Origin of the sequence: Streptomyces gamaensis, from assembly GCF_042656465.1 — a bacterium.
In the GTDB taxonomy this organism is placed as follows: Bacteria; Actinomycetota; Actinomycetes; order Streptomycetales; family Streptomycetaceae; genus Streptomyces; species Streptomyces gamaensis.
In genome coordinates this window covers 76,585-96,807 of the sequence record NZ_JBHSPB010000013.1, presented here as the reverse complement: position 1 = coordinate 96,807, position 20,223 = coordinate 76,585, and the positions used below count along the sequence as shown (strand labels likewise).

Below are 20,223 nucleotides of genomic sequence, written 5' to 3'. Positions count from 1 at the left end.
AAGAGCGGCGCCCCGACTTCTCCGGTCCAGGAAGTGGGGGCGCTCCCGCCCTTCCACCCGTCACCCGAAGGAGACCTGATGCCCACGCCGACGAACTCCCCAGCCACGCCGAGCGGCCGCCCATGCCAGCAGTGCATCCGCCTGGCCCTGGCGCGGGCCGTCGCCTCCAGGGAAGGGCGGACGCTCGATGCCATCGCGATCGAGAAGGAACGGGAGAAGCACCGCAGTGAGCCACACCCGGGCCAGCTGTAACGCAGTTGCTGCGCGCCCGGTCAACTTCGGCTGTGCGCCGCTTCCCGGCCCCGGCGCCTACCGGGCGGCGGGCATGTTGCCGTTGCGCCAGTCGTCCACGCGCTTCCGGATGCTGGCAACCATCGGCAGCGCGTTGACTTCGCCGGGCTCGAACCACCGGACGTCCGTGGATTCCTCGGACACCGCCAGGTACCCGGCCACCGGCCGGGCCAGGAAGCAGACGGAGAACTCCTGCCGTACTTCACCGTCGTCGTACGCGAAGACGTGCCGGGGGTTGGTGTACGTGCCGACGATACCGACGACCTCGATGTCAATACCGGTCTCTTCTTTGGCCTCGCGCACGGCGCAGTCCGGCAGCGACTCACCGATGTGCATCGCGCCACCAGGCAGGGCCCACATCCCGTTGTCCCGACGACGCTGCAGCAGGATGCGCCCGGCTTCGTCGACGACGACAGCGGAGGCGGCCGGCACGAGGCTGTTCGCGACGGGGGCATCGGGGTCGTCCTCGTAGTCGCGCCTACCCATGACGTTCCCCTTCCCAGACCGGGGTTCCCCGGTTCCAGAGTTCTTCGACGTGCGCGGCGAAGCGGTCGAACATACCGTCACTCTGATGCCGACGCAGATGCAATGCAGGGGCGTCGTGCCCGATGTGGTGCGTGAGCAGAGGCGTCACGATCATGTCGTCGTCGAAGCGGAACACGGACAAGTACGCGTTGCCGTCACTGTACTTGGCCTCCACGCCCTCCTGTCCACGGATCTTCTCAAGTTCAGCGAGCGTCACGCGGATCCGACACAGTTTGCCTACGTCACTGACCCCAGATCGTAGGCAAATCATTGCCGCATCGTCGCCATGCTGGGCGGACTCCGACTCACGCACAACTCGGGACTGTGGCAGATGCTTGACGACCTCACCCCGGCCGAGACACTGCGAGAGCGGCTCGCTGCCGCTAACGCCCGTAGCAGTAGGGGAAGTCGGTGACCCACAGCATGCACAGCGCACCACGCGTCATTTCCGTGCCGCACTCCTCGGGGCCACTGCCAGTTGCTGCTCCTGTGTGCACCGAGTGCGCACGGCTGGTGGACGCCAGAGCGTCGGCGTGGGCCGCCGGAGACCTGACGACCGAGACACGGCATCTCACGGCATTGCAGCACCACAGGCAGACAGCCCACGGAGGTCAGACTTCGTGACCGAGCAGCAGTCAGAGCGGCCCACTGATAGCAGCACTTCATCGTCGCCTTGCCGTCAGTGCCTCACCCTCAGGATCGCCTACTTCACCGCTTGGCGGATGCGTGAGACGCAACGTGCCGTCGATCTGTACGAGCGCCTGAGCCAGCACCAGAAGGTACACATCTGAACACGGGCCCGCATGCCCACGGCGGCCGTCCCGGTCAGGTCCTTCCTGGCCGGGCCCCGTCAGGCGGTTCAGAAGGAATTCAAGTCGACTCCCTCAGGCACCCGGTAGACGGGCGATACGACAGAGAAACTGATGAGGTCCTCCTTCGAAGCACCCGGGGAATCCTGAGGTCGCAGGCTCCTGAGGAGAAGCTCGACGGAGACAGAGGAGTGGGTCTTCTCGTCTTCCGCGTTGATCTCCAACTGCCGCGCCTCGGAGTTCGCCGGACCGTAGTGAGTAACCCGAATCCCCTGCTTGGGAAGCTCTTCGCGAAGACGCTGGAATCCCTGTTCCAGCTCTGATGGCGACAGCTTCCATATCGACCAGTAATGGTGGACCGAGTACCGACCCTTGCCATCGTCACCAGTCGACACTGCCGGGCCACCCTGCGTGACCTCGCCTCGCAATTGAGTCATGTCGAGCAGGCGACTGGAGAGATCGCTCACCTGCTTTTCTGCATCGCTGGGGTGGACCACCTTCACTTCTCGCGGGCTGCCGCGCTCCACAGTTTTCTCCAGCCCCTCGCCTATTGACCCACACCCTGTCGCAGAGAGAACCAGCACCGCCGCCGCAGCACCTAGACTCATCCATGGCCTCGAATGTCTCGATCTACTTCGCATGAGAATTCTTCAGCTTCACTTCTCCGTATTGGCCCACAACAACCTTTGCCTGGTTCTCAAGACTGAGACTCGCCCTATGGGTGTCTGCGTCGTAGTCCCAGTAGCCGCCGTGCCCTTCTGTGTCCGTGGCCATCTGGCGAGCGCCGAACTCCACGTCATCCGGAATGACCTGCTTGATGCCGGAGGGCCCAGGAGGCTGGGCACCGCCGTGCGCGAGTCTGCCGAACGTGCCAACGAGCTCATCACCCTTGTCGGCGTGCTCATTCCACACATGCCCTTGCGGCACGGGGAAATCAGAGGCACGTCCAAGCTGAACTCCAGGACTACCGGCGAAGATAACGTCGCTCACCGGCAAATCACCCTGTCTTGCGGCAGAACCAACGACCACAGTGCCGTAACTGTGCCCAATGGCCGTCAAATGATGGCCCGCGCTGGAAGAGTGCGATGCATTGAGCCCGGAAAGGAATCCGTTGAGGTTGCCGGCTGCGTCATCAGCGTAGTGACTGAACGGCGAGTCCTTCACCACGTCCTGAGGCGCATCGTAGCCGTACCACGTGATGGTCGAAACCGTGTCTCCAGGCGCCTTGGCTGCGCTGGCTCGCCACAGAAGACCAGAACGATTGATCCCGCTGGGGATGTCTTCAAGCCGTGCTCCTGTGCCCGGAACATAAACGGCTGTGTGCTGCGCGACATCCGGATTTCCGTTGGCGACAATAGCGTGACCCCGACCGACGGCGTCAAACCCGAGAAGGTAAGCTTCCGGGAGGTCTCGCTGATCCTTACCCGCCCGTTCAACACGCTGCTGGATAGCATCAATTCCCTTCAGCTTCTTCTCCAGGTCCTCCTTCTCCGCACTCCACTTTTCCCAACCACTCGTTACGGCTTGCACTCCCTGCAGGGGAAGTCCCGTGATGTTGTTGTACTTTGGCTCAAACTTCTGCGGCTCATTGGCTTCCAGACCGCGGATCCGCTCCGCAAGGTTCGCGCGGGTCTCGGCCAGGACGATGCGGTTGGCGTCGTCGCGGACCGTTGCCGGGAGGCCGTCGAGGGCGCCGATTGCTGCCGGGTAGAGCGCGGCGTACTCGTTGCGTTGCTCGTCGGTCAGGCTCTGCCACCAAGCCGCGTTGTCCTTGGGGGACTTGCCCTTCGGGATGGCGTCCGCTGAGAAGTGCTTGCCTGCCGCCGACTGCACGGCTTTGAGGTCCTGGGACACGTCGGCCCAGTCGGTCTTGGTCAGGTCGCTGTTGGTCTGGAGCTTCGAGAGAGCCTGGGCGTAGCGACCGTCGATTTCTGTCGCTTCCTTGAGCGCTTCCCCGATACGGTCCGCGATTTCCTGGGCCTTGGCGTGGTTCGCGTCGTCCGTCTGGAGGAGGAGTTGGCCGCCTTGAGCCGGTTGTTGGAGGAGTGGTGCGGGAGTGGACGGGCTTCTTGGGTACTCGACCGAGCCGTCCGGCTTGACGGTGAACTTGAGTTGCTGGGCCTCGTCCAGGGCTTGCTTCAGCTTGCGTTGCGGAGAGACCAGCTCTTCGGACAGGCCCTTGAGGGCCGTTTCGACCAGGGCGCACTCGGCGTGGATGTACTGGTAGTTGTTGCTCAGCTTCGTCAGGGTGCCGGTCACCGACTCCGCGGCTTCGCCCTGTTGCGTGGCGCGGAGTTGCGCGAGCATCTCGTGTTCCACGCGGTCCTTTGCCGCTCGGGCCCGGCCGCTTACCTTCGCCCAGCCTTCGGCGGCTCCCGCGAACTTGGACGGGTCCAGGTTCAGGAGTTCTTCGATGGTCGGCATCGTCGCTCCCTACCGTCCCTGTCCCGTCGGCTGCGAGTAGTCGTCGATGCGGGAACGGCCTCGAACCGCGTCGAACGACGCTTTGACGCCTGCCTCGTTCGCGCCGAACTTGCCGCCGGCTTCCTTCAGGCTCCCTTCGAGGGATGAGCACTCATTGCGTACGGCCGCGAGGCGGCCCTCCCATCCGCCGCGTAAGGCACCCAGCGCGGTCGCGCTCGCGAAGCCTTGGAGTCCGCTGCCGATGCCCTCGTGGGCCTGGCCCAGTTCCTTGAGGCCCGTCTCGACGCTTTCACGGAGTTCGGCGGCGGCGCCGGATGCGTTCACCCACGGTGTGACGCTGGCCTTGTGCGTACCGTCGCCGCCGGGGCCTGCGGATGCGAGCCGCACCCCGGCTTCCTGTTCGCGTGCCCCCGGGATGAGCTTGCCCTCGGCGTCGTAGTGGTGCGGGTTGACCAAGCGGTCCCAGTGCGGTGGGAGTTCCGTGTCCGTCACGGGTGCGGCTCCTTGGGCGGGGTCAGTGCGGTGGGTGCGGGCGGTTTCGGCGTCTCATCAGGGCTGGCGCCACGATTGCGGCGCCCAAGATGGCGGCTGTGGCTACGCCTGCGGCGATCCATTTCGGGTCGGGACCGTCGTTGTCGGGGGTCGCGTGCTTGTCGGTGCTGGCTGCGGATTCCGAATTCGACTTCGGTGACGGGGAGTTGGGCGTCAGGGGGCTTACGTCCGGGGGGCCCGGGTCGCCCGGGTTCTGCAGGGCTACTCGGGGGCGGATGGCGCCGAAGCCGACGTAGTCGTTGCGTTTCTCGCCGCTTTGGGGGGCGCCGGCGGTGTTGATGAGGACTCGGGCTACTTGGTTGGCGGTCCAGTCGGGGTGGATGGACCATAGGAGGGCGGCGGAGGCGGAGGCCAGGGCGCTTGCCGCGCTGGTGCCGTCTCCGGTGCAGACACCGGTGGAGCCTGGGCAGGCCGCCACCGTTCCCACCCCAGGTGCTGCCAGGACCACTTGCGGGCCGTGCTGGGACAGCGGTGCCACTTCGCCGTTCCGGTCAAGTGCTGCCATTGCGATGACACCTGGTTCTGCTGCTGGGTACTCCACAGGATTGCCCTTGTCCCCCGTATTGCCAGCCGCTGCAAAGATCAGCTTGCCCTTGGATAAGGCGTACGCAATCGCTTGGCTCTCCGCAGGGCTTTCTTGAGGGCTGCCCCTTGAAATATTGATGATCTTGGCATCTGAGTCTGCCGCGTAGCGCAGCGCACCGACCATCGCCATCGTGTCTTCAGTGAAGTTCTTCCCCCCCACTCGAAGTGGCAGGACCTTCGTCCCGGGAGCCAGCCCGTAAGACCCCGTCGTATTGCCTCGCCGACCTGTACCCGCGATGAGTGCAGCCATGCTCGTACCGTGCCCGTTCAGGTCGGTATGAGCGTCACCAGGAAGGGGCGAAAAGTTCTTGCCCTCCAGTACCTGGCCCTGAAGGTCAGGAAGATCTGCGTCGATGCCCGAGTCCACCACCGCCACAGTGACCCCGGTGCCCGTGCTGGTCTTCCACATCTCCTCGGCGTGCATCGCGTCAAGATGCCACTGCTGGGAGCGAATCGTGTCTCCCTGCGCAGGAGTGGCCAACGCAATGGCCACCAATAGGCCAGTGACGACAACCTGGGCCCCCACCCGCCTTCGTCGCCTGCTGCAAGATGTGTTCTGCAAGGCTTTCCTCTGCATACGGGGTCGACTTCACTCGATGACCGGCGGCACCACACGGCGGCTGCCGTGTGTCCACGTCTCCTCGTCCTCGACCAGGTAATCAGGGCGCTGACTGCGACGCTTTCGTCCCGACGTGCCAGCGCCCACACCTGAGGCAGGCACCATGCCAGCTGCCGTGCCACTTCTGGGCATTGTGGATGAGGTCTCGTCTCTTGGTGGTACGCCACGCACCGAGCCTGCTCCTCCAGGCGTGGACGGCCCTTCCACGGCAGCGCCGGGTCGCCGTACCTGATGAGGTCCAGCAACGTCTGCGGGCGCAGCCCCCGCGTATCGGCCGCCGGATACGGACCTGCCGCCGACCGAACCGCCCGCTCCGGTGTACTGGCTTTTGGCTGCCGGGGATTGGGCCCTTCCAGAAACGGTGCCCCTGTCCGTACCGACAACGGTGGGGCGGGAACCGTTGCCGGTCGGTGCCCCCACGTTCCGTGGCGTCGCCCGCCCACCAACAATGCCGTCCGTGGGGATGTCCCGTCCTGGGTCGACCGCCCGTCCCATGCCTCGGGCTGGGGCCCTCCCCTGGTCCGACGCAGATGCGGTTCGGCCTCTGCCCGAACCCGGCATCCCCGCAAGGGATGTCTCACCGCCTGCCATCGGCAGTACAGCCGAAGGAAGCGGCCACGTGCGCTCCAGGAACGGGTCATTGGTCCTTGGCTGGGCTGACGCCGTTCCACCTGTCGGATGGGGCAGAGGCTGGGTCGTCCTACCCTCGGCATCCAGGGCGAACGACTCTGGCCGGCTGGGATGCACGACGGCTGCACTCGCTGCCCGTGCTGGCGCACCTGCGGAGTCAACGGATTCGCCGGATGCTGATCTTGACGGCGCAGAGGGAGCAACACCGTTACGGACTCCCGAGTCCCCGGGAAGCGGGATGTACTCCAGCTCCGAGTAATCCCGTTTCGCCGGCATCACCGCATCCGGCAACACCGGCAAAACCGGCCTCTCCGCCGAACTCAACCGCACCCCCGACCACTGATAAGACTCCGCCAGCTTCCGCATCAGCCGAGCCGCCTCCGCATGGTCCCGGTCCAGCCGCCCCTGCGCGGCCACCGCATCCGCGTGCGAAGGGCCGGCCCCCACAACAGCCCCCGATCCCCCGTCCCCCGCCAGCGGCACCGCAGAAGACCCCAGCAACTCTGGCCGCTGCCTCGCGTACGCATCGACCACCGACCGGCTCTCCGCCGAATACTTCGGCATGGCCGACTTCACCGAGGCGAGCGTCTCCGCCGCGTGCCCCATCCACGTCCCGGCCGTCTCGCTGTAATCGCCCAGCCGCAGCGTCGCGTTGGCCATCCGCGCACCCCACTCGCGGAACGCGGTGCCGCCCTCGCCCTCCCAGCCCACGCGCTCCATGTGGCCCCGGAGGTCATCCGCGATCTTCCGGATGGCGCCGGCCGCAGAGACCAGTCTCCGCGCCATCGCATCGACCTGACCTGCATCCGCATGCTCCACCATCGCCTGGAGTTGCTCATGCGGGATGCCGGAGAAGTCGTTGTTGGCGAACATGGACGGGGTCGGGCGGCGCGGATCGACCGGACTGCGGCCCTGGAAGACGACCGGCGGCTGCTCGGACGCGGCACTGCCGGAGCCGAGCAAGTCGCCGCCGAAGTCACTCACCGGATTCCTCCGAGGATGCCCCGGACTTCAGCCTGGGGAGGAGGAGAGGGAGGAATCGGACTCTTGCGGAGCAGGGCAAAGGTAGCCGTTTCGCCGCCAGGACGAGACGGCGTCCACCATCCCCGCAGGTGAGGGGCACCATAAAGGTCAATCGGACTCAACTGTCAGTCCTCCCAGATAGGTTGGCTCGTATGGCTGCGGAAGCGAAGACACAGGAGGCCGGGCACGCCCGGTACAACTATCGCCTTCGGCTGTCCGCGTCGGCCCGGCGTGATCTTGAGGCCGAGTGGGACCGCTGCCGCTGGCTGTGGAACGAATGCGTTGCGAAGTCCAAGCAGGTCCACGCGCTCAGCAAGGCCACGGGCGAGAAGCTGACGTGCGGTCCGGCGCAGCTCGACAGGATGCTGACCGGGGCCCGCAAGCGCACCCCCTGGCTCGCGGAGGGCTCCAGCGTTCCCCAGCAGCAGGTGATACGTGACTTCGGCAGGTCGAGGGCGAAGGCTCTGAAGGACATCAAGGACCGGTTGCCGATGCGGCAGCGGGCCGGGATGCCCCGCTGGAAGAAGAAACGCGAGTCGCTTCCGTCGCTGAATTACACGAAGCGCGGGTTCCGTGTCAAAGACGGCCGTCTGCACTTGGCGGGCGGGATCATGGTCCGTCCGGTGTGGTCGCGTGAGCTGCCCGGCCCGCCCTCGTCGGTGCGCGTGTACCGCGACAGCGTGGGGCACTGGTGGGCGTCCTTCGTCGTCCCGGCCGTGACCGGACAACTCCCTGAGACGGGCCGTGTGATCGGGATCGACTGGGGCGTCAAGGAAACCGCGACCACCACCAGCGACGACTACGACCTTCCCCACCCCCAGCACGGGAAGACCGCCGCTCAGCGCCTGGCGAAGTACCAGCGGATGATGGCCCGCCGGAAGCCGAAGAAGGGACAGGCCGCCTCGAAGGGCTACCGTAAAGCGAAACGGCAGACAGCGAAACTGCACCGCAAGGTCGCGGCCCAGCGGCAGGACACCGCCCGCAAGTGGGCCAAGCGCGTGGTCCGCGACCACGACGCGCTGGCCGTCGAGGACTTCAGGCCGAAGTTCCTCGCGAAGACCACCATGGCCCGCAAGGCCGCAGACGCGGCCATCAGCGCGACGAAGAAGGCCCTGGTCGAGATGGGTCGCAAGCACGGACGGGACGTCCGCCTCGTGCACCCCGCGCACACCACCATGGACTGTGCGCAGTGCGGAGCGAGAACCAAGCACGCACTCCCCCTCTCCGAAAGAACGTATACCTGCACCGCGTGCGGAGCCATCTCACCGAGAGACAAGAACTCCGCCCGCGTGATGCTCGTCCGGGCTGGTCTCTGTCCCGGCTAGTGCTGATCGTGCAAGACCTGCACCCCCGCCGGGAGAGCAGGCAACGAGAGCTAGGAATCCCCCTCGTTACGAGGGGGAGGAGTCAAAGCTCCACCTTCTTCGCCCCCGGAGCCGGTTCCCCGGCGCCCCCGCCCCCACTACCGGAACCGGCCCCGCCGCCCCCGGAACCGTAGAAGCCCCTCAGCCGCTCCTGGACCGCCCACATGCGGTCCCGCTGCTCGACGTCCACGTCCGCGTAACCGCTGCCCGCGCCCCGCACCGCGACGCCCAGTGCTTCGATCTGGTCGGACAGCAGCTGCGACAGCGTCGCGAGGTCCTCGTGGACCGTGTGGTACGCCCCGTACAGGGCCTGCACCGCCTCGAAGTTGCGGCCCAGGCTGTCCGCCGGCAGGCGGTCACCGGACAGGCGGGGCGGGGCCGCCTCCGAGTCGCCCAGTTTTACGAGGAGTTCGTCCACCCGGCCCTTGAACTCCTGTAACGACGACAGCTCCGCCGCGAGCCCGCTCCCCCCGGCCTCGCCCGTGCCGGCAACGGCAACCACCTCTGTCCACCCCAACCGTCAGACGTCACCGATGACTTCCGGGTACACGCTACTAGCGGGGTGTGACATTCGGCCTGAGTACACGTACTCAGAAGGCGTCCCGGCATGAGTAGAGGGACCGATGCGGCTGATCCGCTGCCGGGGTGGGGTGGGCGCCATGGAAACCATCCCGAACTCCTGCGGCGGTGCCGCCTCTCAGCGTGACATGCAGCCGGCCTATGTCGTCCTGGGCCGCCACCTGGCGATCACCGGGCTGGCGCTTCTCCTGCCCGCGTTCCTGCTCCTGGCGATGACCGACGTGACCAAGCAGATATCCCACGACCATTGCTACTACGAAGGGTGCACGAAACCGCTCATGGCCGCGCTCGACTGGGCGTGGCGGATGTTGTATCTGGCCGGGGCCGCGGCGCTGGTGGCTGTGTGTCTGCCCCGACGTGTCGCCAGGTTGCGGTTCTGCCTGGCCTGTCTGCAACTTCTTCTGCTGGTGAGCCCGTTCTTCATCGTCGCCGGTGTGTGACCGGTACGTCGCGGCGAACGCCGGGGGCGCGTCCATGACATACGGTGTGCCCTTGCACGCACACACGACGCAACAACGCGTATCCGCAGAAAGAGAGACACACGCGTGACCCTGCCGCCTCCCCACCAGCCGCCCCAGCCCCCGGTACCGCCGGCCCCGCCACAGCAGTGGCCCGCGTATCCCCAGCCCGGGGCCTGGGCAGTACCACCGGCCGCGCCCGCGCCCCGGAGGCTGGGAACCGGTGCTGTCATCGCCATCGTGGGCGGCTCACTGGCCGGTGTGGTCGCCCTCGGCGTGCTGGCCTTCTCATTGTTCAGCGGGGCGCAGGAGCCGGCCCGGGCGGCGGCTCCTGCGCCGGCCGCGTCGGGCAGCGGAAGCTCCCGGCAGGAGACCGCTCCGCCTTCCCCCCGCTACCGGCTCACGGTGCCGTCCAGCCTCCTCGACGGTCAGTACACCCTGGCTCAGGACATCAGCCGGACCATGGACGGAGGCATCGCGGGTTCCAGGAGCGGCAGCAACGAGCGGAACATGAAGGGGGCCGGCGGGCAGTACACCAGTGTGTCCGGCCAGGGGCCGCAGACCCTCCTTGTCTCCGGGCTCTACGGTGAGATCAAGGACCCTCGGCGCTCGCTGGACAGCATGTTCAAGGGGATGACCGAACACCCGGGCGTCGAGATCACGACCCCGGTGAAGGACATCACGCCCCCCGGAGTCCAAGAGCCTGTGACCTGTGAGGTGTTCTCGTTCACCCGCTCCGGGCGGACCGGGTCCATAGCGGCATGCGGCTGGAGCGACCACAGCACGGTGGTGACAGTCAGCGCGTCCGACACCGGCACCAGCAACCGCGTCAGCCTCGACGAGCTCGCGGCGAACACGGCCAAGGTCCGCGACCAGGTGCGGGTGCCCCGGGTCTGACGGTCACCACCGCGCTGCCGCGAAGCCGAAGAAGCCGCCGGCCGTGCAGAACGTCAGCGCCCCCGGAACCTCACCGCTCCCCCGCCCCCGTCACCACCGCCGTCTGCGGCCGGATCGGCAAGCGGTTCACCGGGCGTCCCGTCGCCGCCCGTACCGCCGAGGCCACCGCCGCCGGGGACGTCACCACCGGCACCGCGCTGATCGCCTTCGCGCCGAAGGGAGCGACGACGTCGCGCTCCTCGACCAGTTTCACGATGCGGATGTCGGGGGTGTCCAGGGACGTCGGCAGGGCGTAGCCCGTGAGGTCGGGGCGGCGTACCTGGCCGGCGGACGTGCGCAGGTTCTCCGTCAGGGCGGCGCCCAGGCCCTGGGTGATGCCGGCCTCGATGCGGGCGCGGGCCTGGCGGGGGTTCAGTACGCGGCCCACTTCCTGGGCGACGGCCATCTCCACGACCCGTACCACGCCCAGTTCGATGTCGACGTCGACGACGGCCCGTACCGCGCAGAAGGCCATGCCGACGAACGCGTCGCCCTGGCCGCTGTCGTCCAGCGGCTCCGTGGGGTGGGGACGGCACTGGGCGGTGGCCCAGAGTTCCTTGCCTTCCAGGGCCTCCTCGACGGTCGTGCTGAGCACCCCGTCGTACGAGGTGATCTTGCCGTCGGCGATCGTCAACAGCTCGGTGGACATGCCGAATTGATGGGCGAGCGGCTGGAGCAGCTGCGTGCGGACCATTCTCGCCGCGCGCTCCACCGCGCCGCCGGAGACCCACGTGTGACGGCTGCGGGCGCCCGCCCCCGACGGGGGCTGGTCGGTGTCGACGGGGGCGACGTGCACCTCGTCGATGCCCAGGATCTCCTGGACGATCTGCCGCGCGAGGGTCGCGAAACCCTGCCCCGTCTCGACGGCCGCGCAGATCACCGTGGCGACCGAACCGCTCACCTTCACCGTCGCCGTGGAGACCTCGTCGGCGCCCTCCGCGCCCAGCATGTGGACCATGCCCAGGCCGTAGCCGACGCCGCGCCGCACCGCGCCCGGGTCGCCCGCGCCGTCGGGGCCGCCGGGCAGCAGCCACTCCTCCTCCGGGTCGTCGACGGGGAGGGGAGGCAGCGGGAAGTCCCTTACGGAGCGCAGGAGTTCGGCGACCGGGGCCGGGCAGGTCACCGTCTGGCCCGTGGGCAGCAGATCGCCCGTCGCCAGGACGTTGCGCAGGCGCAGCTCCGCCGGGTCCAGGCCCAGCCGGGCCGCGAGCTTGTCCATCTGGCCCTCGTACGCGGCGCACACCTGCATCGCGCCCTCGCCGCGCACATGGCCGGAGGGCGGGTTGTTGGTGCGTACGGCCCAGCCCTCGACGAAGGCGTGCGGGACGACGTACGGGCCGCACGCGAAGGAGACCGCGGCGGCGAGCGCGTCCGAGGAGGTGTCGGCGTAGGCGCCCGCGTCCATCAGGATCTGCGCCTCGACCTTCACCAACTTGCCCTCGCCGTCGGCGTGGTGGCGGTAGCGCAGCAGCGTGGGGTGGCGGTGCGGGTGGCTGAGGAAGGACTCCTCGCGATTCGCCGCGAGCTTGACGGGATGGCCCGTGCGCAGGGCCAGCAGGCCGATCGGGAGCTGGGTGCCCGGGTCCTCGCGGTCGCCCATCGCGCCCGGCACACCCGTCACCACGATCTTCACGCGGTCCGGCTCCAGACCGAAGCAGGCGGCCGCGAGATCGCGGTCCGCGTGCGGGTCGGTGGACGAGGTGTAGATCTCCACACCGCCGTCCGGACGCGGCACGGCCAGCCCCGCCTCCGCGCCGATCGGGGCCGGGTCCTGGCGGCCGATGCGGTACAGGCCCTCGACGATCACCTCGCCCGTGACCTCGGGGTCGCCGAAGCGCAGCGGGATGTGGCGGATCAAGTTGCCGTCGGGGTGCAGGGGTTCGGCCGAGAACGCCTGCTCGGGGTCGGTGACCGGCTCCAGCAGCTCGTACTCGACGGCGATCGCCGCCGCGGCCAGCCGCGCCGTGTCCGGGTGCTCGGCCGCGACCGCCGCGATCGGCTCGCCGTGGTGCCGCACGATCTCCGAGGCGAAGACGGGGCGGTCGCAGGTGCCCCGCCCGTACGCGGCGTCGCCCGGCACGTCCTCGTGCGTGATGACCGCGCGGACGCCCGGCATGGCGGCGGCCTCGGCCGTGTCGATCTTCACGATACGGGCGTGCGGGTGCGGCGAGCGCAGGACCGCCGCCCACAGCAGGCCCTCCGCCCACAGGTCCGCCGCGTACGGGTACACACCCATCGTCTTGGCCGCCGCGTCGGCCGGGGGCACGGAGACACCGAGGCCGCGCGCGTTCGCGTCGAAGGAACCGTCGGGGCCGAAGGGGTCGGTGACCGTGGCGGCATGGTCCTCTGCCATGGCGGCCGTACCCGTCATGCCACCCGTTCCCGTCATGCTGTCGCCTTTCCGGTGCCGCCGGTGCCGCCGTGCGGGCCCGCCTGGTGCGGGATGCGCGCGGTCCCGGTCCCGTTCCCGCTCTCGGGACGCGCCTCGGCCTCCGCCTGCTCCCGCGCGCCGTCCGCCGACGCGGTGCGCTCGGCCGCGACCTTGCGGACCGCGTCGAGGACCCCGCGGTAGCCGGAGCAGCGGCACAGGTTGCCGCAGAACGCCTGGCGGGCCTCCAACTCGCTCGGGGCGTGGTTGCCTTCGAGCAGGTCGTGCATGGTCATCGCCATGCCCGGGACGCAGAAGCCGCACTGCACCGCGCCGCACGCGGCCAGCGCCCGCTGCACGTCCGACGGCCGCCCGTCCTCGTCCGCCAGGCCCTCGACCGTACGGACCTCCGAGCCGGCGGCGGTCGCCGCGGGCACCAGGCAGGAGGCGACGAGCCGCCCGTCGACCTGAACGGAACAGGCCCCGCACTCCCCCTGCGAACAGCCGTCCTTGGCCCCCGCGAGCCCGAGCCGCTCGCGCAGTACGTACAACAGGGACTCGCCGATCCAGGCATCGGTCACGGGGCGGTCGACGCCGTTGACGCGCAGGACGTAGGAGGAGCGGGGGTGCTCTGTGTGTTCGGTGTGCTCGGGGAGGTCGGCGGTTTCGGGGGGCTCCGGGAGGCCGGAGGCCTCGGCGGGGGCCGGGTGCGCGTCGAAGTCGCCGGGGCGCACGGAGCGTTCCGGGAGGGCGGGGATATCGGCGGGGGTGCCGGTGCTGTCGACGGGGCCGGGGCCGTCGTTCGGGCGACCCGACTGTGCCGGGGCAGCGGGTGGCGCGGCGGGGGCGCCGCTGTCGTCGGGGGATTCCGGTCGCTGGGCGAGGTCGCCGGGAGGTACGGGGCGTTCCGGGACGCCGGGGACGCCCGTTCCCCCAGCGGAGCCGGGACCATCGGCTGAGCCACCGGACTGCGCCGAGCGGACAGGCGGCACGGCGGTGCCGTCGAGTGACGCCGAGCCTTCGGCGAAGTCGCCGAGGTGCGCGGGGCGTTCCGGGACGCCGGGGACGCCCGTACCTCCGACGGAGCCGGGATCACCGGCTGAGCGGCCGGACTGCGCCGAGCGGACAGGCGGCACGGCGGTGCCGTCGAGCGACGCCGGGCCTTCGGCGAAGTCGCCGAGGTGCGCGGGGCGTTCCGGGACGCCGGGGACGCCCGTACCTCCGACGGAGCCGGGATCACCGGCTGAGCGGCCGGACTGCGCCGAGCGGACAGGCGGCACGGCGGTGCCGTCGAGCGACGCCGGGCCTTCGGCGAAGTCGCCGAGGTGCGCGGGGCGTTCCGGGACGCCGGGGACGCCCGTACCTCCGGCGGAGCCGGGATCACCGGCTGAGCGGCCGGACTGCACCGGGGGGACCGGCGGCATAGCGGTGCCGCCGGCCGACGCCGAACGCTCGGCGAAGTCTCCAGGGTGCGCGGCACGTTCCGGGACGCCCGCTCCCCCGACGGAGCCGGGGCCGTCAGCCGGGCGGACCGGCCGCACGGCGGTGCCCTCGGCCGACACCGAACGCTCGGTGAAGCCGCCGGAGTGCGCGCCGAGGTCACCGGCGGGGGCGCCCGGCCTGTCGGCGGAACCACGGTCGTCGGCCGGTGCCCTGTGAGCGGTGAAGTCACCAGGCGCCCCGGAGTGTTCCGGGAGGCCGGGGGTTTCGGCGCGTGCCGGGAAAGCAGGGCCGTCGGCAGCCGGCTGCGGCTGCCCCGGGGTGGCGGGGAACTCTTCCCGCCGCTCCGGCTGTTCCCGGTGCTCGGGGCGGGCTGCCCGGGGCCGGTCCGTCTCCCCGGTGCCGGCGGCGCGCGGTTCCGGGGGGGCGGGCGCCGTGTGCTCGGGGTGGGGCTGGGCGGGCTCGTGCGGGGCCCATTGGGCCGTCGCGGCAGCCGCCGCCAGCGGCTGCCGCCACGCTTCGTCGGCCCGCGGGTCTCCGGCCATGGTGTCCCCGGGGGCGGGGGCGGGCCACTCGGCCGTCGCGTGCGGGTCGTCCTCCGGGCGCGCGCGGTGCGTACGGCCCTGGCCCTGGACGAGATACTCGCCGGACTCCTCGACCGGGTCGTCCCCCGCCGCCGGCACCGACCACTGCCCCGTGGCCGGGCCCGTGCCCTCGGAGCCCGCGCCGCCGGAGGCGAACGGCAGCGGCCACTGCCCGGAATGCCCGGTGTTGCCCTCCGCCTGCGGATAGCCCTGCACGGCGCCGTGCGCCCCCCGCGCGGCGGCCTGCGCGCGTTCGGCGCCGGCCTGGCGCGGCAGGGGGTGCCCCTGGGCCGGGTTCGTCCCGGCGGCCGCGCCGGGCGCGTGGCCCTGCCCGGGGATGGTGACGCCACTCGCCTGCGAGCCACCCCCCTGCACGCCGCCTCCCGCACCGTGGCCCACCGCGCCGTCCCCGTCCCCGGGGTGGCCCTGGCCGGCCGCCGGCCAGCCGTGCGCGTCCGCGCCGGAGGCGCCCTCGTCCTGGGCGAACACCCCGGTGGGCAGCGTCCAGTGGCCCGTCGCGCCGGGCGCGTACGCGGCCTCGGGCCACTGCGTGCGCTCGTCGGCGGCGGGCGTGCGGCGCTGCCAGGGCTCGTCCGTCGGCGGGGTGTAGCCGCCGCTGCCGGCGGCGGCCAGGGGGTCCCAGGTGCCGGTGCCGGAGTGGTTCGCGCCGGGGTGCGCGAGGAGTTCGGGGGGCAGTTGGACGAAGGCGGTGCCCTCGTCGTACGCGCCGTGCGGGATCGGCTGCCAGCCGCCGTGACCGGCGGCCTGGGTGTGTCGCTGCTGTTCGTCACTCACGCGAGTGCCCTCCCCAGTGCTCGGCGGGCCAGGGTCGACACCGTACGCCGCAGGTGCAGCGCGGCGGGCGGCAGGGTGGCCGGCCCGCCGTCCGGCGCGGGGACGGGATCGGGGATGCAGGCCGCGGCCACATAGTCGCCGAACGCGGCGCACGCCTCGGGCGCGAGGGTGCGCTCGCCGTCCCAGTCGATGATCGAGGCGACCCAGCGCTCGGCCTCCAGCGGGCGCAGCGGCATCGGCGCGACCGCGCCCACCGCGCACCTGACGCCCCGCCGGGCCGGGTCGAGGACGACGGCCACGGACGCGGTGGCGCGCCCCGGGCCCGTACGGCCGGTGGCCTTGAGGAAGGCCTGCGGGGCGTGCAGCAGGGGCACGCGCACGTAGCCGATGAGCTCGCCGGGGGCCAGCATGTCGAAGCCGGTCAGCAGGTGGCCGACGGGGATCTCGCGGCGGCTGCCGCCGGGTCCGGCGATGACGAGCGCGGCTTCGAGAGCGGCGAGGACGGGCAGGGCGTCACCGGTGGCCGCGGCGGAGGCGATATTGCCGCCGAGGGTGCCCGCGTTGCGGATCTGCGGGGGGCCGGCGACGCGGGCGGCGGCGGCGAGCGCGGGGATGAGGGCGGCGAAGTCGGGGCGGCCCATGCGGGCGTGGGTCAGGCCCGCGCCGAGCAGGGCGTGGCCGTCCTGGTACTGCCAGCCCTTGATCTCGCTGATGCGGCCGAGGCCGACGAGGGCGGCGGGCCGCAGCAGCCCGGAGTTGACGGCGGCCATCAGATCGGTGCCGCCCGCGACGGGCACGGCGGCGGGCATGGCGGACAGCGCCGCCACGGCCTCGTCGAGCGAGCCCGGCAACGTCACCGTGTGCGCCGCCTGCGCTGCGTGCGTGGTCAACCCAGCTGCCCCTTCCCCGGAGGTCCCGGCCGAATCCGCCCCGTCCCGCCGTACGGTACGTGCTCGCGGCCCGGACGTGGCAACTCTGGCACATCTTCGAGGGCCGCCGCCGCGAGGGTCCGCGAACCACCGGTCCGTACCCGATGCCGGAAATGATCCGGGTTTCTCGGCACTGTCGCCGCGTGCGTGCTTTGTTGTGAATTAAAGGAGTTTGTTGGGTCTTGTACGGCTTACGGCAGTGTGGGGAGGAACCACCGTGCCAGGCACCCGCCGCGCGGGCGGGTGCCTTCGCCACGGCTCACACGATCGGGGGCGGGCCCTCGATCGGGCGTCCGAGGACACCGGGGCGGCGCTGCCAGGGGCGCGGGCCGGACGGCGGCCGGTAGTCGACGCCCAGGGCGTCCAGCCGCGCGTAATGGACGCTCATCCGTGCCTCGAACGCGGCGAAGTCGCGGGCCCCGGGCGCGGGCAGCGGCGACCAGACCGCCTCGGCGAAGGCGGAGAGCCGGGGGAAGGCCTGGTAGTCCACGCGCTGCCGACTGTCCATCACCTCCGTCCAGATGTTGGCCTGCGCGCCGAGCACGCGCGCCGCCTCATCCTCCGTCAGCTCCGCCGGCACGGGCTCGAAGCGGTAGACGTCCTCCAGCGTGCGCACGTACCCGATCGGTACCGGCTCGTCCGCGCCCGCCGCCTGCCGGTGGTCGAGATACACCTGCTGCTCCGGGCACATGACGACGTCGTGGCCCGCCCGCGCCGCCGCGATACCGCCCGCGAAGCCGCGCCAGGAGGAAACTGTCGCGCCCTCCGCGAGTCTTCCTCCCGGCCGCTGGCCTCCTAGGATCTCGTCCCAGCCGACGAGGCGCCGGCCGCGCGCGGTCAGCCAGCGGTCGAAGTGGCGGACGAACCAGCTCTGCAACTCGTCCTCGTCCGCGAGCCCTTCGGCCTTCATCCGCTCCTGCGCGACGGCCGAGGCACGCCACTGGTCCTTGGGGCACTCGTCCCCGCCGATGTGCACGAAACGGGACGGGAAGAGCTCCAGGACCTCCTCAAGTACCCGTTCGTAGAAGGCGAGAACAGTGTCGGTGGGGGCGAGCACGTTCGGGCTGATGCCCCAGTTGTCCCAGACGGTGAGCGAACCGGTGTCGACCGCATCGGTGTTGCCGAGCTCGGGGTACGCGGCGATGGCCGCCTGCGAGTGACCGGGCACGTCCATCTCGGGGACGACGGTGATGTGCCGCTCGGCGGCGTAGGCGACGATCTCGCGGATGTCGTCCTGCGTGTAGTAACCGCCGTGCGGACGCTCGTCCCACAGCGGGGACGCCCGGTGCCCCTCCTTGCTGCGCGCCCGCCACGCGCCCGTCTCCGTCAGCTTCGGGAAGGCGCGGATCTCCAGCCGCCAGCCCTGGTCGTCCGTCAGATGCAGGTGCAGGACGTTGAGCTTGTGCGCGGCGAGCAGGTCGACGAAGCGCAGCACGTCGTCCTTGGGCAGGAAGTGCCGGGCGACGTCCAGCAGGGCGCCGCGCCAGCCGAAGCGCGGCGCGTCCTCGATGCTCACGGCGGGTACGGGCCAGGAGCGGCGCGCGGAGAGCGGCGCGCGCCGGAAGGCCTGCGGCCCCAGGAGCTGACGCAGCGTCTGGGCGCCCCAGAAGACGCCCGCCGCGCTGCCGCCCGCGATGCGTATACCGCTTTTCTGTCCGGCGTCGAGCCGGTACGCCTCCGGCGCGAGCCGTGTGTCGATGACGAGCGTCACCGAGTTCGTCGCGTCGGCCGTTTCTTCGTCCGCCGCGTCGGCCGGCTGCCGCGGGGCCGGGTCCAGCGGCAGGCCCAGTGGCGGGCCGAGCGCCGCGCGCAGCCAGCGGGCCACGCCCTCCGTGCCGGGGCCGGCGCACAGCACCGTGTCCGGGTCGAGCACCGGGCCGGGCCCCGGGTTCGCGCTCGCTGTGACGGGGGCCGGGATCAGCTCCATCGGTCGGTCCTTTCGCGCCGTGCGGTCGTCGGCCGCGCGCCGTGCTGCGGTGCGCGCGGTGGTACACCACGCAAACAGCCCCCGGCGCGCGCGTCAACGCGCCCCGGGGGCCGATCCGCCCGGCGCGCGGCCGTACGGCCGCGCGCTCACACGATGCCTGAGGGCCGGTCAGGCGGACAGGACCCGGCGCCCGGCCGGTCCGGCCGGGCCGCGGGCGTCACTTGTCGCCCTTGCCGCCCTTGCCGTCCTTGTCGCCACCGGCGGCCATGCCCTCGTAGATCTCCTTGCACATCGGACAGACCGGGTACTTCTTCGGGTCGCGGCCCGGTACCCAGACCTTTCCGCAGAGGGCGACCACCGGCGAACCGGAGAGCGCGCTCTCCATGATCTTGTCCTTCTGGACGTAATGGGCGTAGCGCTCGTGGTCGCCGTCGCCGTGCGACACCTGCGGCGTCGGCTCTACGAGGGTGCCGGTCCCTGCCCCGCGCTCGGGCTCAAGAGTGCTCATGGTCTCCAAGGGTACTCAAGGCCGCCCCCGCCGGGCCCGAGCTCCGTACACCCCTTTGTCCTGCGGCTTTCGCCGTGCCGCACGCGGGGAGACACGCGGGAGGAGCGGTCAGTTGAGGCTGGGGTCGTCCGGATAGGTGGCGACCATGGCCAGCTCGCTGCGCTGGCGCCGCAGCACCGAGCGCCACAGGCGCTGCGGGGCCGGGGAGGAGACATCGCCCGGCTCGGACTCCACCACGTACCACGCGCCCTCGACCAGCTCGTCCTCCAGCTGGCCCGGGCCCCAGCCCGCGTACCCCGCGAAGATCCGCAGGCTGCCGACGGCCTCGGCCAGCAGCTCCGGCGGGGCCTCCAGGTCCACCAGACCGATCGCCCCGTGCACCCGCCGCCAGCCGATCGGATCGCCGCGGCCCGCGCGGCGGGCGAGCGGGAAGCCGTCGGCGCCGGGCTCCTCCCCCGGCACCACGGCCACGCCCAGCGCGGAGTCCAGCGAGACGGGGCCGCCCTGGAAGACCACCCCCGGCTCGCCCGCGAGCGCGGCCCAGGACTGCAGGATGTCGGCGACCCCGACGGGCGTCGGCCGGTTGAGGATCACGCCGAGGGAGCCCTCCTCGTCGTGGTCGAGCAGCAGCACCACCGCGCGGTCGAAGTTGGGGTCGGCGAGCGACGGTGTCGCGACCAGCAGCCGTCCTGTGAGCGAGGACACCTCGGACATGGGCACATGATCCCGCATTTCGGGTCCGGGCGGGGAGTGGAAGGGGAGGGGAAGGCGCGGACCTCCGCGAACCGGCTCCCGGCGGGCCACCGCGCCGTTAACCGGCAGCAACCATTCCGTATGCGGAGCGTGTTGTTGCAAACCCATGACGTTCCGGAAGGCC

The 20,223-nt window shown here is 70.7% G+C and carries 16 protein-coding genes and 1 pseudogene; 4 read left to right on the top strand and 13 right to left on the bottom strand.

Going from position 1 to position 20,223, the window contains the following annotated elements:
* Nucleotides 1–309: 309 nt before the first annotated feature.
* Together ACFP1Z_RS21475 and ACFP1Z_RS21470 are read right to left on the bottom strand one after the other, a co-directional pair.
* A complete protein-coding gene (locus ACFP1Z_RS21475) occupies nt 310–777 on the bottom strand; it encodes an NUDIX domain-containing protein (protein ID WP_390318416.1) in 468 nt (155 codons plus the stop codon).
* Nucleotides 770–1,033, bottom strand: coding sequence for a hypothetical protein (locus tag ACFP1Z_RS21470; protein WP_390318415.1), 264 nt, complete (start codon nt 1,031–1,033; stop codon nt 770–772). Before ACFP1Z_RS21470 ends, ACFP1Z_RS21475 begins: the two co-directional genes overlap by 8 nt.
* Before the next feature lie 403 nt (nt 1,034–1,436).
* Between ACFP1Z_RS21470 and ACFP1Z_RS21465 the strand changes: the two genes are divergently transcribed.
* Nucleotides 1,437–1,607 (top strand): hypothetical protein, encoded by a 171-nt coding sequence (locus tag ACFP1Z_RS21465; protein ID WP_390318413.1) that lies wholly within the window; start codon nt 1,437–1,439, stop codon nt 1,605–1,607.
* Nucleotides 1,608–1,675: 68 nt separating this feature from the next.
* Here the strand turns inward: ACFP1Z_RS21465 and ACFP1Z_RS21460 are convergent, their stop codons facing one another.
* The 4 genes from ACFP1Z_RS21460 to mycP form a co-directional block, all read right to left on the bottom strand.
* Nucleotides 1,676–2,152, bottom strand: coding sequence for a hypothetical protein (locus ACFP1Z_RS21460; RefSeq protein WP_390318412.1), 477 nt, complete (start codon nt 2,150–2,152; stop codon nt 1,676–1,678).
* 103 nt (nt 2,153–2,255) lie between these two features.
* Complete coding sequence (locus ACFP1Z_RS21455; protein WP_390318411.1) at nt 2,256–4,049, bottom strand: alpha/beta hydrolase; 1,794 nt, start codon at nt 4,047–4,049, stop codon at nt 2,256–2,258.
* Nucleotides 4,050–4,058: 9 nt separating this feature from the next.
* Nucleotides 4,059–4,541: a hypothetical protein gene (locus ACFP1Z_RS21450; RefSeq protein ID WP_390318409.1), complete on the bottom strand. Its 483-nt coding sequence runs from the start codon at nt 4,539–4,541 to the stop codon at nt 4,059–4,061.
* Between the two features lie 22 nt (nt 4,542–4,563).
* Complete coding sequence (gene mycP, locus ACFP1Z_RS21445) at nt 4,564–5,610, bottom strand: type VII secretion-associated serine protease mycosin (RefSeq protein WP_390318407.1); 1,047 nt, start codon at nt 5,608–5,610, stop codon at nt 4,564–4,566.
* A gap of 2,000 nt (nt 5,611–7,610) precedes the next feature.
* Here mycP and ACFP1Z_RS21440 point away from each other — a divergent pair.
* Nucleotides 7,611–8,826, top strand: a pseudogene (locus ACFP1Z_RS21440) (RNA-guided endonuclease InsQ/TnpB family protein); the annotation flags it as partial.
* Nucleotides 8,827–8,865: 39 nt separating this feature from the next.
* Here ACFP1Z_RS21440 and ACFP1Z_RS21435 read toward each other — a convergent pair.
* Nucleotides 8,866–9,324: a hypothetical protein gene (locus tag ACFP1Z_RS21435; RefSeq protein ID WP_390318588.1), complete on the bottom strand. Its 459-nt coding sequence runs from the start codon at nt 9,322–9,324 to the stop codon at nt 8,866–8,868.
* Nucleotides 9,325–9,481: 157 nt separating this feature from the next.
* Between ACFP1Z_RS21435 and ACFP1Z_RS21430 the strand changes: the two genes are divergently transcribed.
* Together ACFP1Z_RS21430 and ACFP1Z_RS21425 are read left to right on the top strand one after the other, a co-directional pair.
* Nucleotides 9,482–9,841, top strand: a complete 360-nt coding sequence (locus tag ACFP1Z_RS21430; protein WP_390318406.1) for a hypothetical protein — start codon at nt 9,482–9,484, stop codon at nt 9,839–9,841.
* A gap of 258 nt (nt 9,842–10,099) precedes the next feature.
* Nucleotides 10,100–10,756, top strand: a complete 657-nt coding sequence (locus ACFP1Z_RS21425; protein ID WP_390318405.1) for a hypothetical protein — start codon at nt 10,100–10,102, stop codon at nt 10,754–10,756.
* Between the two features lie 70 nt (nt 10,757–10,826).
* On the opposite strand, the gene ACFP1Z_RS21420 is transcribed toward ACFP1Z_RS21425, so the two are convergent.
* From ACFP1Z_RS21420 to ACFP1Z_RS21395, 6 genes are all read right to left on the bottom strand, one after another.
* Nucleotides 10,827–13,166, bottom strand: coding sequence for a xanthine dehydrogenase family protein molybdopterin-binding subunit (locus ACFP1Z_RS21420; protein ID WP_390318579.1), 2,340 nt, complete (start codon nt 13,164–13,166; stop codon nt 10,827–10,829).
* 14 nt (nt 13,167–13,180) lie between these two features.
* The gene (locus ACFP1Z_RS21415; protein ID WP_390318404.1) at nt 13,181–15,982 is read right to left on the bottom strand and encodes a 2Fe-2S iron-sulfur cluster-binding protein; all 2,802 of its coding nucleotides are present in this window, start codon (nt 15,980–15,982) and stop codon (nt 13,181–13,183) included.
* Nucleotides 15,979–16,872 (bottom strand): FAD binding domain-containing protein, encoded by an 894-nt coding sequence (locus ACFP1Z_RS21410; protein WP_390318402.1) that lies wholly within the window; start codon nt 16,870–16,872, stop codon nt 15,979–15,981. The genes ACFP1Z_RS21415 and ACFP1Z_RS21410 overlap by 4 nt, the downstream gene beginning before the upstream one ends.
* A gap of 298 nt (nt 16,873–17,170) precedes the next feature.
* Entirely contained in the window at nt 17,171–18,838 is a 1,668-nt protein-coding gene (locus tag ACFP1Z_RS21405) for a beta-N-acetylhexosaminidase (RefSeq protein WP_390318401.1), read from the bottom strand.
* Between the two features lie 217 nt (nt 18,839–19,055).
* A complete protein-coding gene (locus tag ACFP1Z_RS21400; protein ID WP_390318399.1) occupies nt 19,056–19,346 on the bottom strand; it encodes a DUF3039 domain-containing protein in 291 nt (96 codons plus the stop codon).
* A gap of 108 nt (nt 19,347–19,454) precedes the next feature.
* Nucleotides 19,455–20,060 carry a YqgE/AlgH family protein gene (locus tag ACFP1Z_RS21395; RefSeq protein WP_390318397.1) on the bottom strand — a complete coding sequence of 202 codons (606 nt, stop codon included), beginning with the start codon at nt 20,058–20,060 and terminating at the stop codon, nt 19,455–19,457.
* Between the last annotated feature and the right edge of the window lie 163 nt (nt 20,061–20,223).

Bases quoted from the DNA above. Each gene is read 5' to 3' on its own strand.
- ACFP1Z_RS21475 (WP_390318416.1), bottom strand. From the start codon at position 777: ATGGGTAGGCGCGACTACGAGGACGACCCCGATGCCCCCGTCGCGAAC.
- ACFP1Z_RS21455 (WP_390318411.1), bottom strand. From the start codon at position 4,049: ATGCCGACCATCGAAGAACTCCTGAACCTGGACCCGTCCAAGTTCGCG.
- mycP (WP_390318407.1), bottom strand. From the start codon at position 5,610: ATGCACGCCGAGGAGATGTGGAAGACCAGCACGGGCACCGGGGTCACT.
- ACFP1Z_RS21430 (WP_390318406.1), top strand. From the start codon at position 9,482: ATGGAAACCATCCCGAACTCCTGCGGCGGTGCCGCCTCTCAGCGTGAC.
- ACFP1Z_RS21420 (WP_390318579.1), bottom strand. From the start codon at position 13,166: ATGACGGGTACGGCCGCCATGGCAGAGGACCATGCCGCCACGGTCACC.
- ACFP1Z_RS21405 (WP_390318401.1), bottom strand. From the start codon at position 18,838: ATGGAGCTGATCCCGGCCCCCGTCACAGCGAGCGCGAACCCGGGGCCC.
- ACFP1Z_RS21400 (WP_390318399.1), bottom strand. From the start codon at position 19,346: ATGAGCACTCTTGAGCCCGAGCGCGGGGCAGGGACCGGCACCCTCGTA.
- ACFP1Z_RS21395 (WP_390318397.1), bottom strand. From the start codon at position 20,060: ATGTCCGAGGTGTCCTCGCTCACAGGACGGCTGCTGGTCGCGACACCG.